At 60.8% G+C, this 15,296-nt stretch carries 17 protein-coding genes; 5 read left to right on the forward strand and 12 right to left on the reverse strand.

The genetic code is table 11. The annotated features are described in order from the left end of the window. Nucleotides 1-95: 95 nt before the first annotated feature. Complete coding sequence (locus ACX3M4_RS08015) at nucleotides 96-335, reverse strand: hypothetical protein (RefSeq protein ID WP_459359390.1); 240 nt, start codon at nucleotides 333-335, stop codon at nucleotides 96-98. 570 nt (nucleotides 336-905) lie between these two features. Here ACX3M4_RS08015 and ACX3M4_RS08020 point away from each other — a divergent pair. From ACX3M4_RS08020 to ACX3M4_RS08030, 3 genes are all read left to right on the forward strand, one after another. After that, nucleotides 906-1,328 carry a DUF2147 domain-containing protein gene (locus ACX3M4_RS08020; protein WP_459358059.1) on the forward strand — a complete coding sequence of 141 codons (423 nt, stop codon included), beginning with the start codon at nucleotides 906-908 and terminating at the stop codon, nucleotides 1,326-1,328. 189 nt (nucleotides 1,329-1,517) lie between these two features. Then, nucleotides 1,518-1,925, forward strand: coding sequence for a DUF2147 domain-containing protein (locus tag ACX3M4_RS08025; RefSeq protein ID WP_459358060.1), 408 nt, complete (start codon nucleotides 1,518-1,520; stop codon nucleotides 1,923-1,925). 102 nt (nucleotides 1,926-2,027) lie between these two features. Next, entirely contained in the window at nucleotides 2,028-2,744 is a 717-nt protein-coding gene (locus ACX3M4_RS08030; RefSeq protein ID WP_459358061.1) for a hypothetical protein, read from the forward strand. A gap of 54 nt (nucleotides 2,745-2,798) precedes the next feature. Here the strand turns inward: ACX3M4_RS08030 and ACX3M4_RS08035 are convergent, their stop codons facing one another. From ACX3M4_RS08035 to fliK, 9 genes are all read right to left on the reverse strand, one after another. Further along, nucleotides 2,799-3,263, reverse strand: a complete 465-nt coding sequence (locus tag ACX3M4_RS08035) for a GNAT family N-acetyltransferase (RefSeq protein ID WP_459358062.1) — start codon at nucleotides 3,261-3,263, stop codon at nucleotides 2,799-2,801. A 42-nt stretch (nucleotides 3,264-3,305) separates the two neighbouring features. Continuing rightward, nucleotides 3,306-4,850 (reverse strand): glycosyltransferase family 39 protein, encoded by a 1,545-nt coding sequence (locus ACX3M4_RS08040; protein WP_459358063.1) that lies wholly within the window; start codon nucleotides 4,848-4,850, stop codon nucleotides 3,306-3,308. Nucleotides 4,851-4,957: 107 nt separating this feature from the next. Next, the gene (locus ACX3M4_RS08045; RefSeq protein WP_459358064.1) at nucleotides 4,958-5,746 is read right to left on the reverse strand and encodes a transporter substrate-binding domain-containing protein; all 789 of its coding nucleotides are present in this window, start codon (nucleotides 5,744-5,746) and stop codon (nucleotides 4,958-4,960) included. A gap of 39 nt (nucleotides 5,747-5,785) precedes the next feature. Further along, entirely contained in the window at nucleotides 5,786-6,496 is a 711-nt protein-coding gene (locus ACX3M4_RS08050; RefSeq protein ID WP_459358065.1) for an amino acid ABC transporter permease, read from the reverse strand. Then, nucleotides 6,493-7,173 (reverse strand): amino acid ABC transporter permease, encoded by a 681-nt coding sequence (locus tag ACX3M4_RS08055; protein WP_459358066.1) that lies wholly within the window; start codon nucleotides 7,171-7,173, stop codon nucleotides 6,493-6,495. Before ACX3M4_RS08055 ends, ACX3M4_RS08050 begins: the two co-directional genes overlap by 4 nt. Before the next feature lie 314 nt (nucleotides 7,174-7,487). Further along, complete coding sequence (locus ACX3M4_RS08060) at nucleotides 7,488-7,862, reverse strand: GFA family protein (RefSeq protein WP_459358067.1); 375 nt, start codon at nucleotides 7,860-7,862, stop codon at nucleotides 7,488-7,490. Between the two features lie 24 nt (nucleotides 7,863-7,886). Then, complete coding sequence (gene gatB, locus ACX3M4_RS08065; RefSeq protein ID WP_459358068.1) at nucleotides 7,887-9,368, reverse strand: Asp-tRNA(Asn)/Glu-tRNA(Gln) amidotransferase subunit GatB; 1,482 nt, start codon at nucleotides 9,366-9,368, stop codon at nucleotides 7,887-7,889. Nucleotides 9,369-9,758: 390 nt separating this feature from the next. Continuing rightward, nucleotides 9,759-10,043 (reverse strand): EscU/YscU/HrcU family type III secretion system export apparatus switch protein, encoded by a 285-nt coding sequence (locus tag ACX3M4_RS08070; RefSeq protein WP_459358069.1) that lies wholly within the window; start codon nucleotides 10,041-10,043, stop codon nucleotides 9,759-9,761. 7 nt (nucleotides 10,044-10,050) lie between these two features. Beyond that, entirely contained in the window at nucleotides 10,051-11,019 is a 969-nt protein-coding gene (fliK, locus tag ACX3M4_RS08075) for a flagellar hook-length control protein FliK (RefSeq protein ID WP_459358070.1), read from the reverse strand. Between the two features lie 2,129 nt (nucleotides 11,020-13,148). On the opposite strand from fliK, the gene ACX3M4_RS08080 reads away from it, so the two are divergent. Beyond that, nucleotides 13,149-13,391 (forward strand): DUF6455 family protein, encoded by a 243-nt coding sequence (locus tag ACX3M4_RS08080; protein ID WP_459359391.1) that lies wholly within the window; start codon nucleotides 13,149-13,151, stop codon nucleotides 13,389-13,391. 18 nt (nucleotides 13,392-13,409) lie between these two features. Here ACX3M4_RS08080 and ACX3M4_RS08085 read toward each other — a convergent pair whose 3' ends face one another. Together ACX3M4_RS08085 and soxR are read right to left on the reverse strand one after the other, a co-directional pair. Next, nucleotides 13,410-13,712, reverse strand: coding sequence for a phosphatidylglycerophosphatase (locus ACX3M4_RS08085; RefSeq protein ID WP_459358071.1), 303 nt, complete (start codon nucleotides 13,710-13,712; stop codon nucleotides 13,410-13,412). A gap of 577 nt (nucleotides 13,713-14,289) precedes the next feature. Then, nucleotides 14,290-14,751: a redox-sensitive transcriptional activator SoxR gene (soxR, locus tag ACX3M4_RS08090; RefSeq protein ID WP_459358072.1), complete on the reverse strand. Its 462-nt coding sequence runs from the start codon at nucleotides 14,749-14,751 to the stop codon at nucleotides 14,290-14,292. Nucleotides 14,752-14,850: 99 nt separating this feature from the next. On the opposite strand from soxR, the gene ACX3M4_RS08095 reads away from it, so the two are divergent. After that, nucleotides 14,851-15,240, forward strand: coding sequence for a VOC family protein (locus ACX3M4_RS08095; protein WP_459358073.1), 390 nt, complete (start codon nucleotides 14,851-14,853; stop codon nucleotides 15,238-15,240). Nucleotides 15,241-15,296: the final 56 nt, after the last annotated feature.

Below are 15,296 nucleotides of genomic sequence, written 5' to 3' on the forward strand. Positions count from 1 at the left end.
GGAAAGGGTGAAGGCGGGACACGGCAGATAACGGCTGCCGCGTCAGCTTTTCAGGATTGGCTGAGGTGCCGTTTGGCCGGCAGCCCTAAGCGTGCTCAATGCATCGACAGCCATTCACGGGCCGAGCGCTGTGCTTCGGCGATTTCGGCGGAAGTCATTTCGCCGGAGATTTCCTTGCGGTAACGGACGGCATCGCGGTTGCCCTTGAGCGCTGCAATGTTGAACCACTTGTGGGCGGTGACGAGATCCGCGACGCCGTGGCGGCCGCAGGCGCTGTCGAGACCCATCTGGAACAGGATGTCAGCGGTGGCGGGCCGTTCGCCCAGAGCGGCCATATCGGCCGAATGCATTTCAAAACGAGCCATTGAGCTCCCCTTTCGTCTACTGTTTAAGACTTTCCGAAGCGGCCCGGTTCATTCGAACCCCAAAGCCGCTCCGGCTCCCTACTTGTGGCGAGACGTCCCGCGATTTCTTCCCGGAACAACCTCACTTAAGAAACGTAAGCTTATCCGAAGCTTTCCCCGTCGTTTCTTGAGCTCTACTTCAGCAGCAGCAGTTAAAAGGCCCGTTAAGAGACAGGTTTAACGCAATGCGAACAAAATTTTAAATAAGTCTGAAATTCACTTCGCAGTAAGCATAGGGTTGAGATTCCGCCTTTAAAATCAGTCGCATTCTCCGAAAATTTGACAAGGCTCCTCAACCTTCCGTTCACCATGAATCCGATTGCCCGGCTAACAGGCTGATTTTTCTGCACTCTTGGGGATGTGAATTCTGCATGGGAAGTACAGAGGGATCGCGGACCACAAAAACACTCTACTTACGTAGGGACACGGCTTTTCCATGGCGGCAGAACAGGATACATTCCGTTTCCGTAAACGGAAGGCATTCCGCTTTGGGAGGAACATATGCTGAAATCCACACTGGCCACCGCACTGCTTGCGGCGGGTCTGATCTCCGCCTCGGCCACGATGTCCCTGGCAGGCGATGCCAAAGGTGACTGGGTGCGTCCCAACGGGGCATCCAAGATCCGCATCAGCAACTGCGGCAGCGCGCTTTGCGGCAAGCTGATCTGGCTGCGCGAACCGCGCAACGACACCAAAAACCCCGACGCCTCCAAACGCGACCGGCCGCTGCTTGGCGTTCAGATCGTGCAGGCTATGAAGCCGACGGGCAAGGAAGATCAGTGGAAGGGCTCTGTCTATAATGCCGAAGATGGCAAGACCTATACCGGCTTCATCGAACTGACTTCCGGCAACAAGCTGAAGCTGGAAGGCTGCGTGCTCGGCGGGCTCATCTGCAAGGGCGAGACCTGGTCGCGCGCGCAATAATCGGCAGAAAACTTGCGCAGCTTGCCAAATCCCACGATTTGGCCATCGCCCCGTCGCAATTGCTGGTCACAAGTGTGGCGCATCCAAAACCAGCAATGCGGCGGGGTTCCTGTGCGGTACGGTTCTCTTATCGGTTTCAAACGCTTCCGGCTTCAGCCCCTGTTGCGGCGTGGCCTTTGTGCAGGCCTTTTGACGGCCCTTGCGCCGGCACCGCTCTCCGGCGCGGCTGCCTCACCGGATGTCACCGGCAACTGGCTGACGCCTGCGGGTGCCGTGATCGAAATTGCCGCCTGCGGCAAGGAGCCCTGCGGCAGGATCGTCCGTTTTCCGCCGCCCAAGGGCTATACGATGCAGTCGACGCCCGACCTCAACAACAAGGATGAAACGAAGCGGAACCGCAAGGTCCTTGGCCTCAAGGTCATCTGGCGCATGGCGCCGCAGCCTGACGGATGGACCGCCCGCGTCTACGACCCGCGCCGCGGCTTTTCGGCGGACGCGACCCTACGGAAAACCAGTGCGCAGAGCCTGGAAGTCAGGGGCTGCGTGCGCGTGGTGTTCAATGTCTGCGAAACGGAAACCTGGCAGAAGATGAACTGAACAGGTAGCTCGTCACGGCACCAGAAACACGCACTGCGCGAGATTTGACTATTTCTCTCGTTAAACGTCTAATAATTCGACGTAGCAACGGGGGGAAACAATATGGCAAAGACATTCACAGCTCTGGCGGAAGGCGACAGCTGGTTCAACCTGCCGGACTTCCCGATCGGTCTGCCGATCGTCGGCGGCACCGATACCGACCTTGTCCGGGAGTTGCAGAAACGCGGCCACAGGATCGATAGCATTGCCCATTTCGGCGATACGCTGACGGATATCGCCTCGGCCAGCGACTATGTTACAGCCCTGGAAAACACCCATTATGACGCCTTCCTGCTATGCGGCAGCGGCAACGATCTACTGGGCGGGGGAGATATGTGGAAATATCTGCAGATCTACCACTTCGACTGGAGCGCCGAGAAACACGTCAAGCGCAGCTTTGAAATCAAGCTGCTGCAAATGGAGATGATCTATCAGGAAATCATCGAGCTCGCGCTGGAACGGTCAAGGAACAAGAAGCTCCGAATTGTCAGCCATGGCTACGACTACGCCATCCCGCAAAAGCGAGGATACTGGCTGGGCGAGCCCATGAAGCGTCAGGGTATTGTCAAGGCGAAGTTGCAACAGGAGATCGTCAGGATCATGATCGACGAACTCTATTCCATGCTCAACCGGTTGAGCCGACAATACAAAAAGAGCTTTACCTATGTCGACTTCCGCAAAACGGTCGGCAAGCGCTGGCATGACGAACTCCACCCGCGCAAAGCCGCCTTTTCCGATCTTGCAGAGAAGCTGGAAACCCGCGTGAAAAAGGTCCTCTAGGCAGAAAGCTGCCGGACGATGCGCGGCTATGCTGAAAGATCCTATTCGCAGCGTTCAGAGAAACATCTTCTTGTAGCCGAGATGGCTCTGCTCGAAACCGAGACGCTGGTAGAAGTGGTGCGAGCCTTCGCGTTCCTTGTTGGACGTCAGCTGGACCATGCAGGCACCGGCTTTCCGGGCCAGAGCCTCGGCATGGTCCATCATCAGCCGTCCAACGCCTGTGCCGCGCTGGTCGGCACGCACATGCACGCTTTCCAGTTCCACCCGCGGCCGGCCACGAAAGGCGAGGCCTTTCAGGACATGGATCTGATAGGTTCCGACGACCTCCCCCTCCGCATCGATCGCAACGTAGATATCGCATTCCGGGGCAGTCACAAGCTCATCGAAGGCAGACCGGTAATCCTGCCAGTTCTCGAACTCCCTGTCCTTGCGCGCGCTGGTCGCGCCCGCATTGATGATCGCGACGATTTCTCGCAGATGTTCGGGACGGGCTTTTTCGATGGTGATCTGTGGGGTCATGACATGGGCTCAATGAAAGGGAAACGGCGTCTATCCAGCAAGTCACCGGCAGACCGGCTCGTTCGGATCGATCTCGGCAACTCCCCACCAGGTGCTGCGCCAGCCCGGCGCTTTCCATAGGTGCGGCCAGGCCCCTTTCAGATAGACAGCCGACAGCGGGTCCGTTCCCTGCCAATAAGCGGATTTGCGGAAGCGCTCAGTGGCCGGCTCCTGAGGCTCACCGTCCCCCTCTTCCCAGATGAAGAAGCATTTTTCACGTGGGTCGGACGCTGCCGGAATGCTGCCGGTGACAATACGGGCCTCTGGAAAGAGGACGCGCAAGTTGCCGCCCGTGTAGCCGTCATCGGCAATCAGGGTGGCGTTTGCGGCGCCGAGGCCTGTCAACGGCGCCTGAAGACCGGCATAGGGTTTCATGTGCCTGCACTTGCCGCCGCACCAGAACTTGTCAGGAGCAAGGAGACCGGGCACCCGTGCGGTGAAGGCCACTGCGGAGAAAGCTAGGATCACCACCAATAGCCAGCGCCATTGCCGCTGAAAGTCGAAGCGTTCCAGATCGGCAAAGAGCCAGACCGGCAGCAGCAACAGAAGCGGGTGCATGTGCCGCTCCTTGACATAGGTGGCTCCCGTCAAGGCGATCATCAGCGCCGTCAGGCCGATCATGACAAGGACGACGCGCCCGCAAAGCCGCGCGATGTCGTTCACTGCCGGCTCCTGCGCTGTCATCCGGCCGAGATAACGCGGCCAGAAGAGGAGCAGAAGCACCGGCACAAGGGGAACGGAAAAACCGAGCAGGCCGAAGGCCAGCTTGCCGAGTCCCTCTCCGGCCCGCATGACATGAGAACTCTGCGCGGTGACCCCCATCGTGTCGGAGACGGAAGCAAGCAGCTTCATGCCTTCGCTTATGATCCAGTAGGCGTAGGGACTATAGACCAGGGCTGCCGCAAGCGGCACCAGGACCAGACCGGCAAGACGCAGGCGGCCCCGCCAGACCGGGTCGCTTGCAGCGGCGATCACCAGCGCCAGCGCAAACAGCGGATAGGAGTGTTTGCCGAGCAGCCCCGCCCCGGCGGCAAGCCCAAAAAGCACATAAAAGCCAAGCTTCCCGCTCTCCAGTGCTTTTAGGAAGAAAAAGGCGCTCATCGCGCAGGCAGTTGTCAGCACCACCGTGTGGGTGACGCCTTCATGCAGGTTCCAGCCGAACTGGTAGAAGAGCGAATAGGAGAAGGCGCAAAGCGCGGCGAGGCGCGGGTCGGCGATTGCCTTGCGGGCGATCAGGAACAGGAACAGGGCCGCAATTGAAATCAGCCCGTACTTGACGAAAAGCGCCGCCCAGATCGTCGGGCCGAACACCTGCTGCGCCGACCACAGCAGCCATTCATAGAGCGGCGGCTGGCGCAGCATGTAACCGGGCTCGAGGCTCTGAACCAGAATGTTCTCGAACATGTCGTCGGTGCCGAGCACCGGAGAGATCAGCGCACGCAGCAGCAGATGGGCAAGGCCCCAGAGCGCGACGATGGCCCAGACGCCGAAAGGCGTGGCATAAAGGGGAGCTGTCCCTGTTTCGGCGGTCCTGGTTCGAAGCATCATGGCAGGGGAATACAAGATTTTCGAACGCCTGTAACCTCGCATTTTCCCTGCAAAAACAAACGCACGGCCTTGGCCGTGCGTTCTTTGTCAACCCCCTGGGCGCAGCCTCAAAGAGCAGGCAACGGTGGCAACGGCGTCTTCAGCCATTTTTTCGACAGGCCATCGAGTTTGCCGTTCAGTTTCTTTTGCAGAACAAAGACGTTGACCCATTGCAGCAGATCGATGTTGCCGGTCTTCACACCGATGAAGGACGGCGAGTTGGCGATAATGAACTTGTTTTCCAGGCCGAAGTCCGGGTTCTCATTGGCAATGCCGAGCGCAACCATGTTACCGGTCACGATGACGTCGGCCTGGCCGGAGACATAGGCGGCAATGGTGGCGGCATTGTCGCCGAATCGGATGATTTCCGCATCCGCCGGTGCATCTTCTGTAATCGCGAGATCTTCAAGCGTGCCACCGGTGACGGCGATTTTCTTGCCGGCCAGGTCGGCGATGCCGGATACCGCGACGTCCGGCTTGGCGAACGCGCCAGAGAAGAACGGTGCATAGGCGTGAGAGAACCAGATGGACTTGGCTCTTTCCGGATTGGCACCGAGCGTTGCGATGACAAGGTCCGCCTTGTCGGTTTCCAGGAAAGGTATGCGCTGCTTGGACGTGACCGGCACGAGTTCCAGCTCGACCCCGAGATCTTCCGCAATCATCTTGGCGACATCGATGTCATAGCCTTCATATTCACCTTCGCTGCCCAATGACCCGAAGGGAGGGAAGTTTTCCGGTGTTGCGATCTTGATCTTGCCGGCAGCCAGGATGTCCTTCAGTTCCGCCGATGCGGGACTTGCCGCACTCAGCGCGACGGCCAGGGCGAGGCTTGCCAGCCCCAGGAATTTCTTCAGCATTGTTCGACCCTCCATAGGTTCTTGAAACGGCTTCTGTATTCAGGCGGCGGTTGCTTTGCCGACCCTGGACGATGCGGATCCCAGGCGCTTTTCGAGGCGCCTGGACCACACGGACAGCGGAAAACAGAGAGAGAAGTAGATCATCGCCATGATCGGATAGATGACGAAGGGCTGCGTGCCGGGCACGGGTGCATTTGCCCAGCGTTTGCCGACGGTCATCAGGTCGTGAAAGCCGATGATGTAGGCAAGCGAAGTGCCCTTGATGATCTGGACCATGAAGCCAACCGTGGGTGCGATCGCCAGGCGAAACGCCTGCGGCAACACGATCAGCAGCATGATCTGCGCAAAGGTCATCCCGAGCGCCTTGCCACCCTCGTGCTGACCGGCAGGAATGGCCGTCAGCGCGCCGCGCCAGACCTCGGCGAGGTAGGCGCTGGTATAGAGCGTCAAGGCAATGCCGGCCGCCCGCCACGGATCGACCTGGATCGAAAACAGATGCGGTATCCCGAGCCCGAGCAGAAACAGCAGCATGAGGAGAGGTACGGACTGGAACAGCCACGTATAGGCGGTGAAGATCCGTTTCAGCAACCGGAGCGGCGACACTCGCGCCGCCGTGACGCACATCCCTATGAGGCCGCCACCGACAAAGGCGATGAGCGACAGGTAGATCGTGTATTGCGTTGCTTCCAGGAGCTGAAACAGCACGATGCCGAACGGCTTGCCGAGCAGGCTGACCAGGATCTCCCTCATCGCGCCACCTTCCACCTGAACAACCTGTCGTGCAGCAGGGCCAGCAGGCTTTTGAACGCAAGCGACATGAGGAGGTAGATCACTGTCAGCGTGAAGAAGACCTCGAAGGACCGGAAGTTGCGGCTGTCGATATAAAGACCCGCCCAAGTGAGATCGGTGACACCGATCTCGGAGATGATGCCGGTGGTCAGAAACAGGAAGATGAACTGGCTGTTCAGCGACGGATACATGGCCGCCACTGCCTGCGGCAGGCATATCTTCACGAAACTCAGCCAGCGGGGGAGACCGAGCGCATCGGCCGCCTCCGACTGCCCTGCCCCCAGCGCAACAAGCCCGGCGCGCAAGATTTCGGCAAAATAGGCGGAGAAATTGATCGACAGCGCCAACAGGGCATGGGCCCAGAAAGGCCACTGGTAGCCGAGCAGAAGCGGTAGGCCGAAGGCGACGAAGAACATCTGCACAATCAGCGGGGTATTGCGGATGAACTCGACATAACCCGTCGCCAACTGCGCGAGGACCGGAACCCGGTAGTGACGTACCGCAGCCAGAAGCACAGCTAGTGCGAACCCCAGAAGACCACCACCGACGGTCAGGACGGCGCTGACCAGCGCGCCCTTTGCCAGAAGCCAAAGATATTCCGGATTCCGATAGATTTCGAAAAATCTAAGATTGGTCATTGCTGCCAACCAAAGACACCAGCCCTAGCCACATGAAAAATCTGCCCCCACACTTCGTACATCGCGAGAACAGCAAGGTCCGTGCCAATGGGTAATATCGGAGACATTTGCGATATAGCGAGGGACGCTATTTCTGCATCAAGCGTTATACGCAGGCACTTGCACGGTTATTGAGCAAATACTTGACCTGAATTCTTGCGTAACGTCAGCCGTCAATTGCCGGCCGTACCCCGCTCGAAGGCCTTTTGAGGCCCGTTGCGGCGCAAAGGCTTCGCGGCCGAGACAGCCCGAAGGTTCCAGATCTTGGAAAACGGCTAGTTGAGAAATTCCCAAGTGTCCGCGCCGTCGAAATGGCGCAGGCCGATGGCTTCGATGGTGCCGGGCTCTGCAAGGCGCAGGTTGACAGCCATACGGCCCGGGGCCTTGTCCGAAATGCTTGCCCAATGGGTGGTACAGCCGCAGGTCTTGCAGGTGTGGAAGGCAAGGCCCTTGTCACCCCAGGAATAGCTGAACGTTGCTTCCGGAGCCGCCTGAATTTCGATGTCTCCGGTTTCGCCATGGCCCCAGACGGTGCCGAGACGCCGGCAGATGGAGCAATTGCATTCCACCGCATGTCTGGGCTGTGTCTTCATTTCGTAAGACACAGCACCGCAATGGCAGGATCCGGTGATCGGCAGATCGACGGACATCGCACGCTCCTCGCCGGCCCGAGCTTACTCCAGGCCGATCTTCTGCTTCAGCATGTCGCTGACGGCCTGCGGGTTGGCCTTGCCCTGGGACTGTTTCATCACCTGGCCGACAAACCAGCCGAGCAGACCCGGCTTGGCAATCGCCTGCTGGACTTTGTCCGGGTTGGCGGCGATGATCTCGTCGACAATGGTCTCGATCGCGCCGAGATCGGTCACCTGCTTCATGCCGCGCTCTTCGACGATCTTTGCCGGGTCGCCGCCTTCGGACCAGACGATCTCGAAGAGGTCCTTGGCGATCTTGCCGGAGATGACGCCTTCCTTGATGAGGTCGACGATGCCGCCGAGCTGGGCTGCGGAGACCGGGCTTGTGGCCAGGTCCTTGCCTTCCTTGTTGAGGCGGCCGAAGAGCTCGTTGATCACCCAGTTGGCGGCAAGCTTTGCATCGCGGCCTTTGGCAACTTGCTCGAAGAAGTCGGCCGATGCCTTCTCGGCAACCAGGATATCGGCGTCATAGGCGGTCAGGCCATAAGCGCTGACGAAACGGTTCTTCTTGTCGTCCGGCAGTTCGGGCAGGTGCTGGGCCAGCTCGTCTACAAAGACTTGCGTGAATTCCAGCGGCAGAAGGTCCGGATCCGGGAAATAACGGTAGTCATGCGCTTCTTCCTTGGAGCGCATGGATCGGGTCTCGCCCTTGACGGCGTCGAAGAGACGGGTTTCCTGGTCGATCTTGCCGCCGTCTTCCAGGATCGCGACCTGACGGCGGGCCTCATATTCGATGGCCTGGCCGACGAAACGGATCGAGTTGACGTTCTTGATCTCGCAGCGGGTGCCGAAGTCTCCGCCCGGACGGCGCACGGAGACGTTGACGTCGGCGCGCATGGACCCCTGGTCCATGTTGCCGTCGCAGGTGCCGAGATAGCGCAGGATAATGCGCAGCTTGGTGAGATATGCCTTGGCTTCGTCGGCCGAGCGCAGATCCGGCTTCGAGACAATTTCCATCAGCGCGACGCCGGACCGGTTCAGGTCGACGAAGGACATGGTCGGGTGCTGGTCGTGCAGCGACTTGCCGGCATCCTGTTCCAGGTGCAGGCGCTCGACGCCGATCTCGACCTGCTCGTCCGGCATGTCGAGCAGGATCTTGCCCTCGCCGACGATCGGCTGCTTGAACTGGGAGATCTGGTAGCCCTGCGGCAGGTCCGGATAGAAGTAGTTCTTGCGGTCGAAGACGGATTTCAGGTTGATCGCCGCCTTCAGGCCAAGACCCGTGCGGATTGCCTGACGCACGCACTCCTCGTTGATGACGGGCAGCATGCCGGGCATGGCGGCGTCGACGAGGCTGACATTGTCGTTGGGGTCCCTGCCGAATTCCGTCGAGGCACCGGAAAAGAGCTTGGCTTCGGACGTGACCTGGGCATGGACTTCCATGCCGATCACGATTTCCCAATCGCCCGTCGCGCCCTTGATGAATTTCTTCGGATCGGGTGTGCGTACGTCGACAATCGTCATCTTCGTCAAAAATCCTGTTCGTCTGATGCCGCGCCCAAATAGACAGCAGGAAGGATTGCTGCGGCGCGAATATATAGCCGTTTGATGACCTAGTCGGGAATTGACGCGGCTGCAAGGTTTTCCTTACGCCGAGGCGATGCTTTCACACAGGCGCAGGTGTCCGAAACGGTGCCTGGCGGGACAATGGCAATTTGTGAAGCGTCACGACGGATACCTGCCGTCATCCCGGTCGCTGCGCAGCGGAAGGGCGGGAGCAAGGACTCCAGCACCGCGGCCTGTGATCCGTCCCGAATGACGGAGTTTCCTGGGCCTCCGCTTTCGCGGAGATGGCACTGTTCTTTGCGTCCAGGCTCCGTACCCTGCTTCAAAGACGCTTACTCTCGTGACAACTCACCCGGATGCCGGATGCTGGGCCTGGCCCGTGCGCATGATGAAGCCGATGAGGACGGCAACCGCCTGGTAGAGTTCGATCGGGATTTCCTGGTCGATCTCGATCTGGGAAAGCGCTTCGGCCATCATCGGATTGTGCTCGATCGGCACGCCTGCTTCGCGCGCCAGGCGTTCTATCTGCTCGGCAATGGAACCGGAGCCCTTGGCGGTGACGACAGGGGCACCCTCGTTTTCATATTGCAGGGCAACTGCGATCTTCTTGTCCGGCTTTTTCTGGTCAGCCATCATGCCCTCACGATTGCCGGTCGATCATCGCACCATAGCGGGCGGCGGTTCTTTGCGGCAGGCCGCGGATCAGGCGCAGGTCCTGAAGGTCCAGTCCGGCATCGGCAAAGGCCGCTTCCATGGTCTCGCGCTGCGCGGTCAAGGCATCGAACGTTTCCTTGCGGTCCACCCACAAGCTGGCGTAAGTGCCGCCGCCACGCAGGCTGATGGCCGCTTCCAGCGGCCCGGTTGCCGTGAGGTCCAGGGCGAAACGCAGCCGCCAGGAGGGCTCGTCCTCCTCCCCCTCTTCCTTGCCGTTGCCGTCGCGTCCGATCTGCATCTGCAGGACGGCGGTTTCCTGCCCGAGGGCGAGCGGCAGTTCCAGCACCAGATCCATCGGCCGGGAGGCCATGCGCGGCGCGTCCTCACCGCCATGCCGCGTGTTTGCAAGCTGGGTCAGCCGGATGCGGGCCAGGGCTGAATCCGTTTCTTTCAGCAGCGCCGTCAGGTTCTGCGGTGCAGCGCCCGCCCAATAGCCGCTGGCAGCCTGCTGCGCCTGACCCTGTGGCGAACCATGCAGGGAAGGTGCCGGCGGCTGTCCTGCCGGCCGCGCGATCTCGGACCGGGCCCCAAGCTGCTGAAGGAGCGTCTTGAAGGAGAGTAGCGCGGATTTCAGATCCGGCAGCCCTGCCGGGTATGCCGACGGCAAGGCAAGCTGTGCCTCACGGAACTGGCCGGAAAGCTGTACGGCCGTCTGCAGGCTGCTGCCCGTCATGGATTGCGATGTGTTGAGCCGGAGACCCAGGATCTGCTGCATCGCCCTGACCACCGGATCGGGCAGCGACACTGCACCCGACGACTGCGCGTTCATCAGCGAACCGATCTGCGCAAAGAGGCTGCCGAGACCTGTTTGCTGCTCGGCAAGCGGCTGGCGCAACTGCTCGGCGATCTGGCGGACCGGACTGGCGATACTTTGCGAGCCCGCGGCAGACGCCACCGGTGTTCCGGCCGTCGGGATACCGGCCGCTGAGTTACCCGCCGTCGCGGCACCGGCTGCATAGGGTGCTGCCGCTCCCGGTCGGCCGAAATAGGCAGTTTGGGATGTTGCCGGATTTCCCGGCCGTAGACCCTGCTCAGGGAAATTGACGGCTGCACCGGGTTGCGGAGAAGGAACTCCGGCTGCTGCGGTTCCGGCCGCCGTCGCGAAAGACGCAGTTGGAACAGCAGCTTGCCCCGACGAAGGCGGTGTGGCTGCGCTTCCAGGGTTGCCGGCAACCTGCGCCGCGGAACCAATTTGCCCCGGCGCGCCCGCCGGCACGGGCGGAACCTGGCCGGATGGACCAGCGAGGGCCTGTGACCCGGAGCCTGAATTGACGGCGGGCGGCGCAGGCGGCTGGCCCTGCGGCGCGGGGTTTGTTCCGGAGGGCGGCTGCGAAACCGCTCCGCCTCGGGAGCTGATCTGCGCGGGACCCTGGGCGGGAAACTGGGCGGGAATTTGGCCAAAAACCTGGGCGGACACCCCCGCCGGAAGGTCAGCCTGAGCGGGCACGCCTGCCGCAGGGACCACACTGGATGAAATTGGCGCCTGCACACCCGCCCGCATCCTCTCGCCGGCAGTGGCTGGAGTCTGGCCGCTCTGGGCAAGCTGCTGGGTCGCCTGAGCAGCAGCAGGCGCTTGTGGCGAGAATCCCTGACTTGCCCCCGGAGCCTGTCCCGTCCCTGCAGTCCCTTGCCCTGTCCCAGCAATCCCCTGCCCCGTCCCGCCTTGTCCGGCGGCATACAGCGCCGCGTTGCCGGGCGTAGTCGCTGTGGCAACAGTCGGCACGTTCGCAGTGGCAGCTCCGGCGACTTGAGGGACGGTCTGGCCCGCAATCTGGCCTAAAGCCGGAGGTGTTACCGGGGCCGGGGCGGTGGAGCCAGCCAAGGCAGGCGTTGAAGAGGTCGGTCCGGAAGGCAATGTAGCGGCTTGCGCGAGGCTGGTCGTTTGCAAACCGGAAGGTACGGAGGGCGTGGCAGGCGCTGAAGCGGTTGGCTGGCTTGGCGCCGGCTGAGCGGCAGTTTGCGGCGGGGACGCCGAGGCGGCAACCGGTGGCTGGGGTGAAACTCCGCCAGAAGGTGTGCCGCCTGCCGGAAGCTGATTTCCGGCACCCGAAGCCGGAAACTGGACACCTGAAGATGGGGCCCCAGGGGACGGGACGCCAGGAGACTGGACGCCAGGAGACGGGACGCCGGGAGATTGGGAACCAGAAGATTGAGCGCCGGGACTTGTTGCCGGAACACCATCGGCACTCACAGACAGCACCTGAACGAGATGGGCCAAAACCGGTGCGGGCCTTGCGACCGGCGTCTGGACCGCCGCAGGCTGGGATGTGACCGGTGCAGAACCGGATGGCTGTGGCGTGACGCCCGCAGATGTTGGGGACTGAGGTTGGCCCTGTGCCGAGGTCTGTGCCGGGGTCTGGGCCGGGGTCTGGGCCGGGGTCTGGGCCGGGGTTTGGGCCGGGGTCAGGGTTTGGGGTTGCGATTGGACGTTTGCCGGCGCTGAAGATTGCGGTGCGGCCAGATCTGCCACCTTGCCGGTGGTGATCAGGATTGCCGGCTGCTGCTTGCTGCCCGACACCGTCACTGTGACCTCAGCCCCTTCGGGCAAGGGAGCGGCCACGCGCAATTCCAGCCTGGTATCGGCCGTTGCAAGACGCACGACCCCGCCGGGCAGGTTCGCCTCGACCCGGGCCTTGAGTTCCGTCCCCGGCTCAAGTCCCTTGGTGACGGCACCATTGCCGGTCGCCTGCGGCAGCGGTGACGCGCTTACCGTTTCAACCATCGCACCGTCTCCGGGTTCTCGCCCTCCGGATCAGGCAAAGTCTTCCGGAGGAATGCGGAATCATAGGCCCGCAGTATGGCCGCTTTCTTAAGGCTTGCCCAGAGATGACCAGAGATGCCCAGAGTTACGCGTCGTTGCGCAGGCGCTTGACCGGGGTTGACCCTGATCAAGGCGTCTCCGGCCGGACTGGCGCAAGGTCAATTTCTGAACCAGTGCCGCCGACAACGGCGAGCCTCGATGAAGAAGGACCGGGCGGCAACCGCTGCACCCGCCCCGCCGGAAGGAGACCCGATGTGAACTGGATGGACCGCCTGAACGAGCGCGCCGAGCTCATGGGCAGAATGCTGGAAACAATCGGCGCCATGAAGACCATACCGACCGGGGCCTACACCGACGCCGCGATGCAAAGAGCCGCCCATCGCTGCATCAACTGCCGCGAAACAGACGCCTGCCATGCCTTTCTGGACAGCCATCCGGACGGCGCGGACAAGGCCTTGCCGAATTGCCCGAATGCGCTGTTGTTCAACAGCTGGCTGGAAAGCTGACGCAGGAGCTGGAGTGGCTTAACTGCTGCGTCGGCGGCGGTTGAACCAATAGGCTACCGCGGAAGCGGCAAGTCCGCCCGTGAAACGGAACGGAAACACGGCCAGGGCCCCGGCATCGTGCGCAAAGGGCTGCGGTACGGAAAGCGCGCCGATCGCCCCGTCCAGGATGAGTGTGAGTGTTGCGGCAGCAAAGCCCGCGATCCAGAGCTTTTGCGGGCGGTCCGCCCGCCAGCCGAGATACAGGCCGATCAGGATCGCAAAGGGATTGAGCAGGCCCGACAGGCCGAACAGGTCCAGCCAGGTTTCTGAAAGCATCGTCATGGGTCCCTCTTAACCGCAGCTGCACGAAATAGCGAGCCGCTTTCAGATTGGGTGAGCCAAAATCTCCGCGGCAATTTGCACCTTTCCTGCCATGGCCCAGGGCCACTATCGGCGACATCGCGGAAATATTGAGAAAAACAAATCTTGCCGAAAAACATGAAAAAAAATTCATGTAAGTATGTGTGGTTTTATTTCACCGCACCCTATGCTAACCTGACAGGTGAAAGTATTTGTTCACACTGGCCGTTTGCGGCTCTCATTGCGTCAGACACGTTTTAAAACTCATGAATATACTGAGGCCTATTGAAGAAGACGATCCGACCGTCGAAACTTTGCTGAAGACGGATCGCAGACTTGCGATTCTTTGCGGTCATTGCGGACGCTTCCGCTATATGAATTCTTCCAGGTTTTCAGCGCATCAGAAAGTATCCGACTTGAGCGACACCCTCACCTGCGCCTCCTGCGGTTCGAAAGACGTGAAAGCCGTTCCTGTTTCCCGCAACCCGGACAGCGGATACTGGCCAGCAGAATGCAGCTGACACCCGTCGGCAAGTAAAACTCGCTTCAAGGCCAAACGTCAGTCTTCGAAATTCGGCCGGTCGCCCAGGAGATAACGCGGTCCACGGCCCTTGCTGGCTGCCGCATCGCCCGCATTATAGAGCTGGCAGGATTTCATCGACAGGCAGCCACAGCCGATGCACGCGTCGAGTTTGTCGCGCAGCGCTGTCATGCGGGCAATGCGCTCGTCAAGATGGCTGCGAAATTCGCGGCTGATGCGCGTCCAGTCCGACTTCGTCGGCGCCCGCCCCTCCGGCAGACGTTTCAACTGGCCGGCAATCTCGGAAATGGAAAACCCGAATTCCTGCGCCACCAGCACGAAGGAGAGCCGGCGGATATCCGCCCGCAGGAACCGCCGCTGCCCGCCCGCATTGCGCGCCGGATGAACCAGCCCCTTGTCCTCGTAGAAGCGGATGGCGGAGACCGACAGGCCGGTACGGTCCGCCAGTTCGCCTATGGAGAGAAGATCGGTACCTTTCATAAGCTTCTCCAATTTTTTGCCTTTCTGCACTTGACCTCAACTTTACTTGAGGAATTATCTCCAGTGTCCAAGAAAGGTCAAACCCTGAAAGGACACGACATGAGCAGCGCTTTTCTGGAACATGTGAACGTTACCGTCAGTGACCCCGAGGCGACGGCAAAACGGCTTGAAGACTGGTTCGGCTGGACGGTACGCTGGAAGGGAGCAAGCCTCGGCGGCGGCACGACCTATCATATCGGCAATGAGACCAGCTATGTAGCCGCTTACGCGCCGCCGAAACAGACGACCAAAGTGCCGGGTGATAGCTACAGCCACCATGGCGGGCTCAACCATATCGCCGTCGTCGTCGACGATCTCGACGCCACCGAGGATCGCATCAAGGCAGGCGGATACAAGACCCACAATCACGGCGACTACGAACCCGGCCGCCGCTTCTACTTCGACGACGATGACGGCATCGAATTCGAGGTCGTCAGCTACGCCAAATGAGTTTGAAAAACGATGGGGACGGACTTCACCGTCCCTGCCGTTTTGCCCTGTTCCGG

The organism is Roseibium sp. M-1 (genome assembly GCF_054515675.1).

Bases quoted from the DNA above. Each gene is read 5' to 3' on its own strand.
- ACX3M4_RS08015 (WP_459359390.1), bottom strand. From the start codon at position 335: ATGGCCGCTCTGGGCGAACGGCCCGCCACCGCTGACATCCTGTTCCAG.
- ACX3M4_RS08020 (WP_459358059.1), top strand. From the start codon at position 906: ATGCTGAAATCCACACTGGCCACCGCACTGCTTGCGGCGGGTCTGATC.
- ACX3M4_RS08030 (WP_459358061.1), top strand. From the start codon at position 2,028: ATGGCAAAGACATTCACAGCTCTGGCGGAAGGCGACAGCTGGTTCAAC.
- ACX3M4_RS08035 (WP_459358062.1), bottom strand. From the start codon at position 3,263: ATGACCCCACAGATCACCATCGAAAAAGCCCGTCCCGAACATCTGCGA.
- ACX3M4_RS08040 (WP_459358063.1), bottom strand. From the start codon at position 4,850: ATGATGCTTCGAACCAGGACCGCCGAAACAGGGACAGCTCCCCTTTAT.
- ACX3M4_RS08045 (WP_459358064.1), bottom strand. From the start codon at position 5,746: ATGCTGAAGAAATTCCTGGGGCTGGCAAGCCTCGCCCTGGCCGTCGCG.
- ACX3M4_RS08050 (WP_459358065.1), bottom strand. From the start codon at position 6,496: ATGAGGGAGATCCTGGTCAGCCTGCTCGGCAAGCCGTTCGGCATCGTG.
- ACX3M4_RS08055 (WP_459358066.1), bottom strand. From the start codon at position 7,173: ATGACCAATCTTAGATTTTTCGAAATCTATCGGAATCCGGAATATCTT.
- ACX3M4_RS08060 (WP_459358067.1), bottom strand. From the start codon at position 7,862: ATGTCCGTCGATCTGCCGATCACCGGATCCTGCCATTGCGGTGCTGTG.
- gatB (WP_459358068.1), bottom strand. From the start codon at position 9,368: ATGACGATTGTCGACGTACGCACACCCGATCCGAAGAAATTCATCAAG.
- ACX3M4_RS08070 (WP_459358069.1), bottom strand. From the start codon at position 10,043: ATGGCTGACCAGAAAAAGCCGGACAAGAAGATCGCAGTTGCCCTGCAA.
- ACX3M4_RS08080 (WP_459359391.1), top strand. From the start codon at position 13,149: ATGGACCGCCTGAACGAGCGCGCCGAGCTCATGGGCAGAATGCTGGAA.
- ACX3M4_RS08085 (WP_459358071.1), bottom strand. From the start codon at position 13,712: ATGACGATGCTTTCAGAAACCTGGCTGGACCTGTTCGGCCTGTCGGGC.
- soxR (WP_459358072.1), bottom strand. From the start codon at position 14,751: ATGAAAGGTACCGATCTTCTCTCCATAGGCGAACTGGCGGACCGTACC.
- ACX3M4_RS08095 (WP_459358073.1), top strand. From the start codon at position 14,851: ATGAGCAGCGCTTTTCTGGAACATGTGAACGTTACCGTCAGTGACCCC.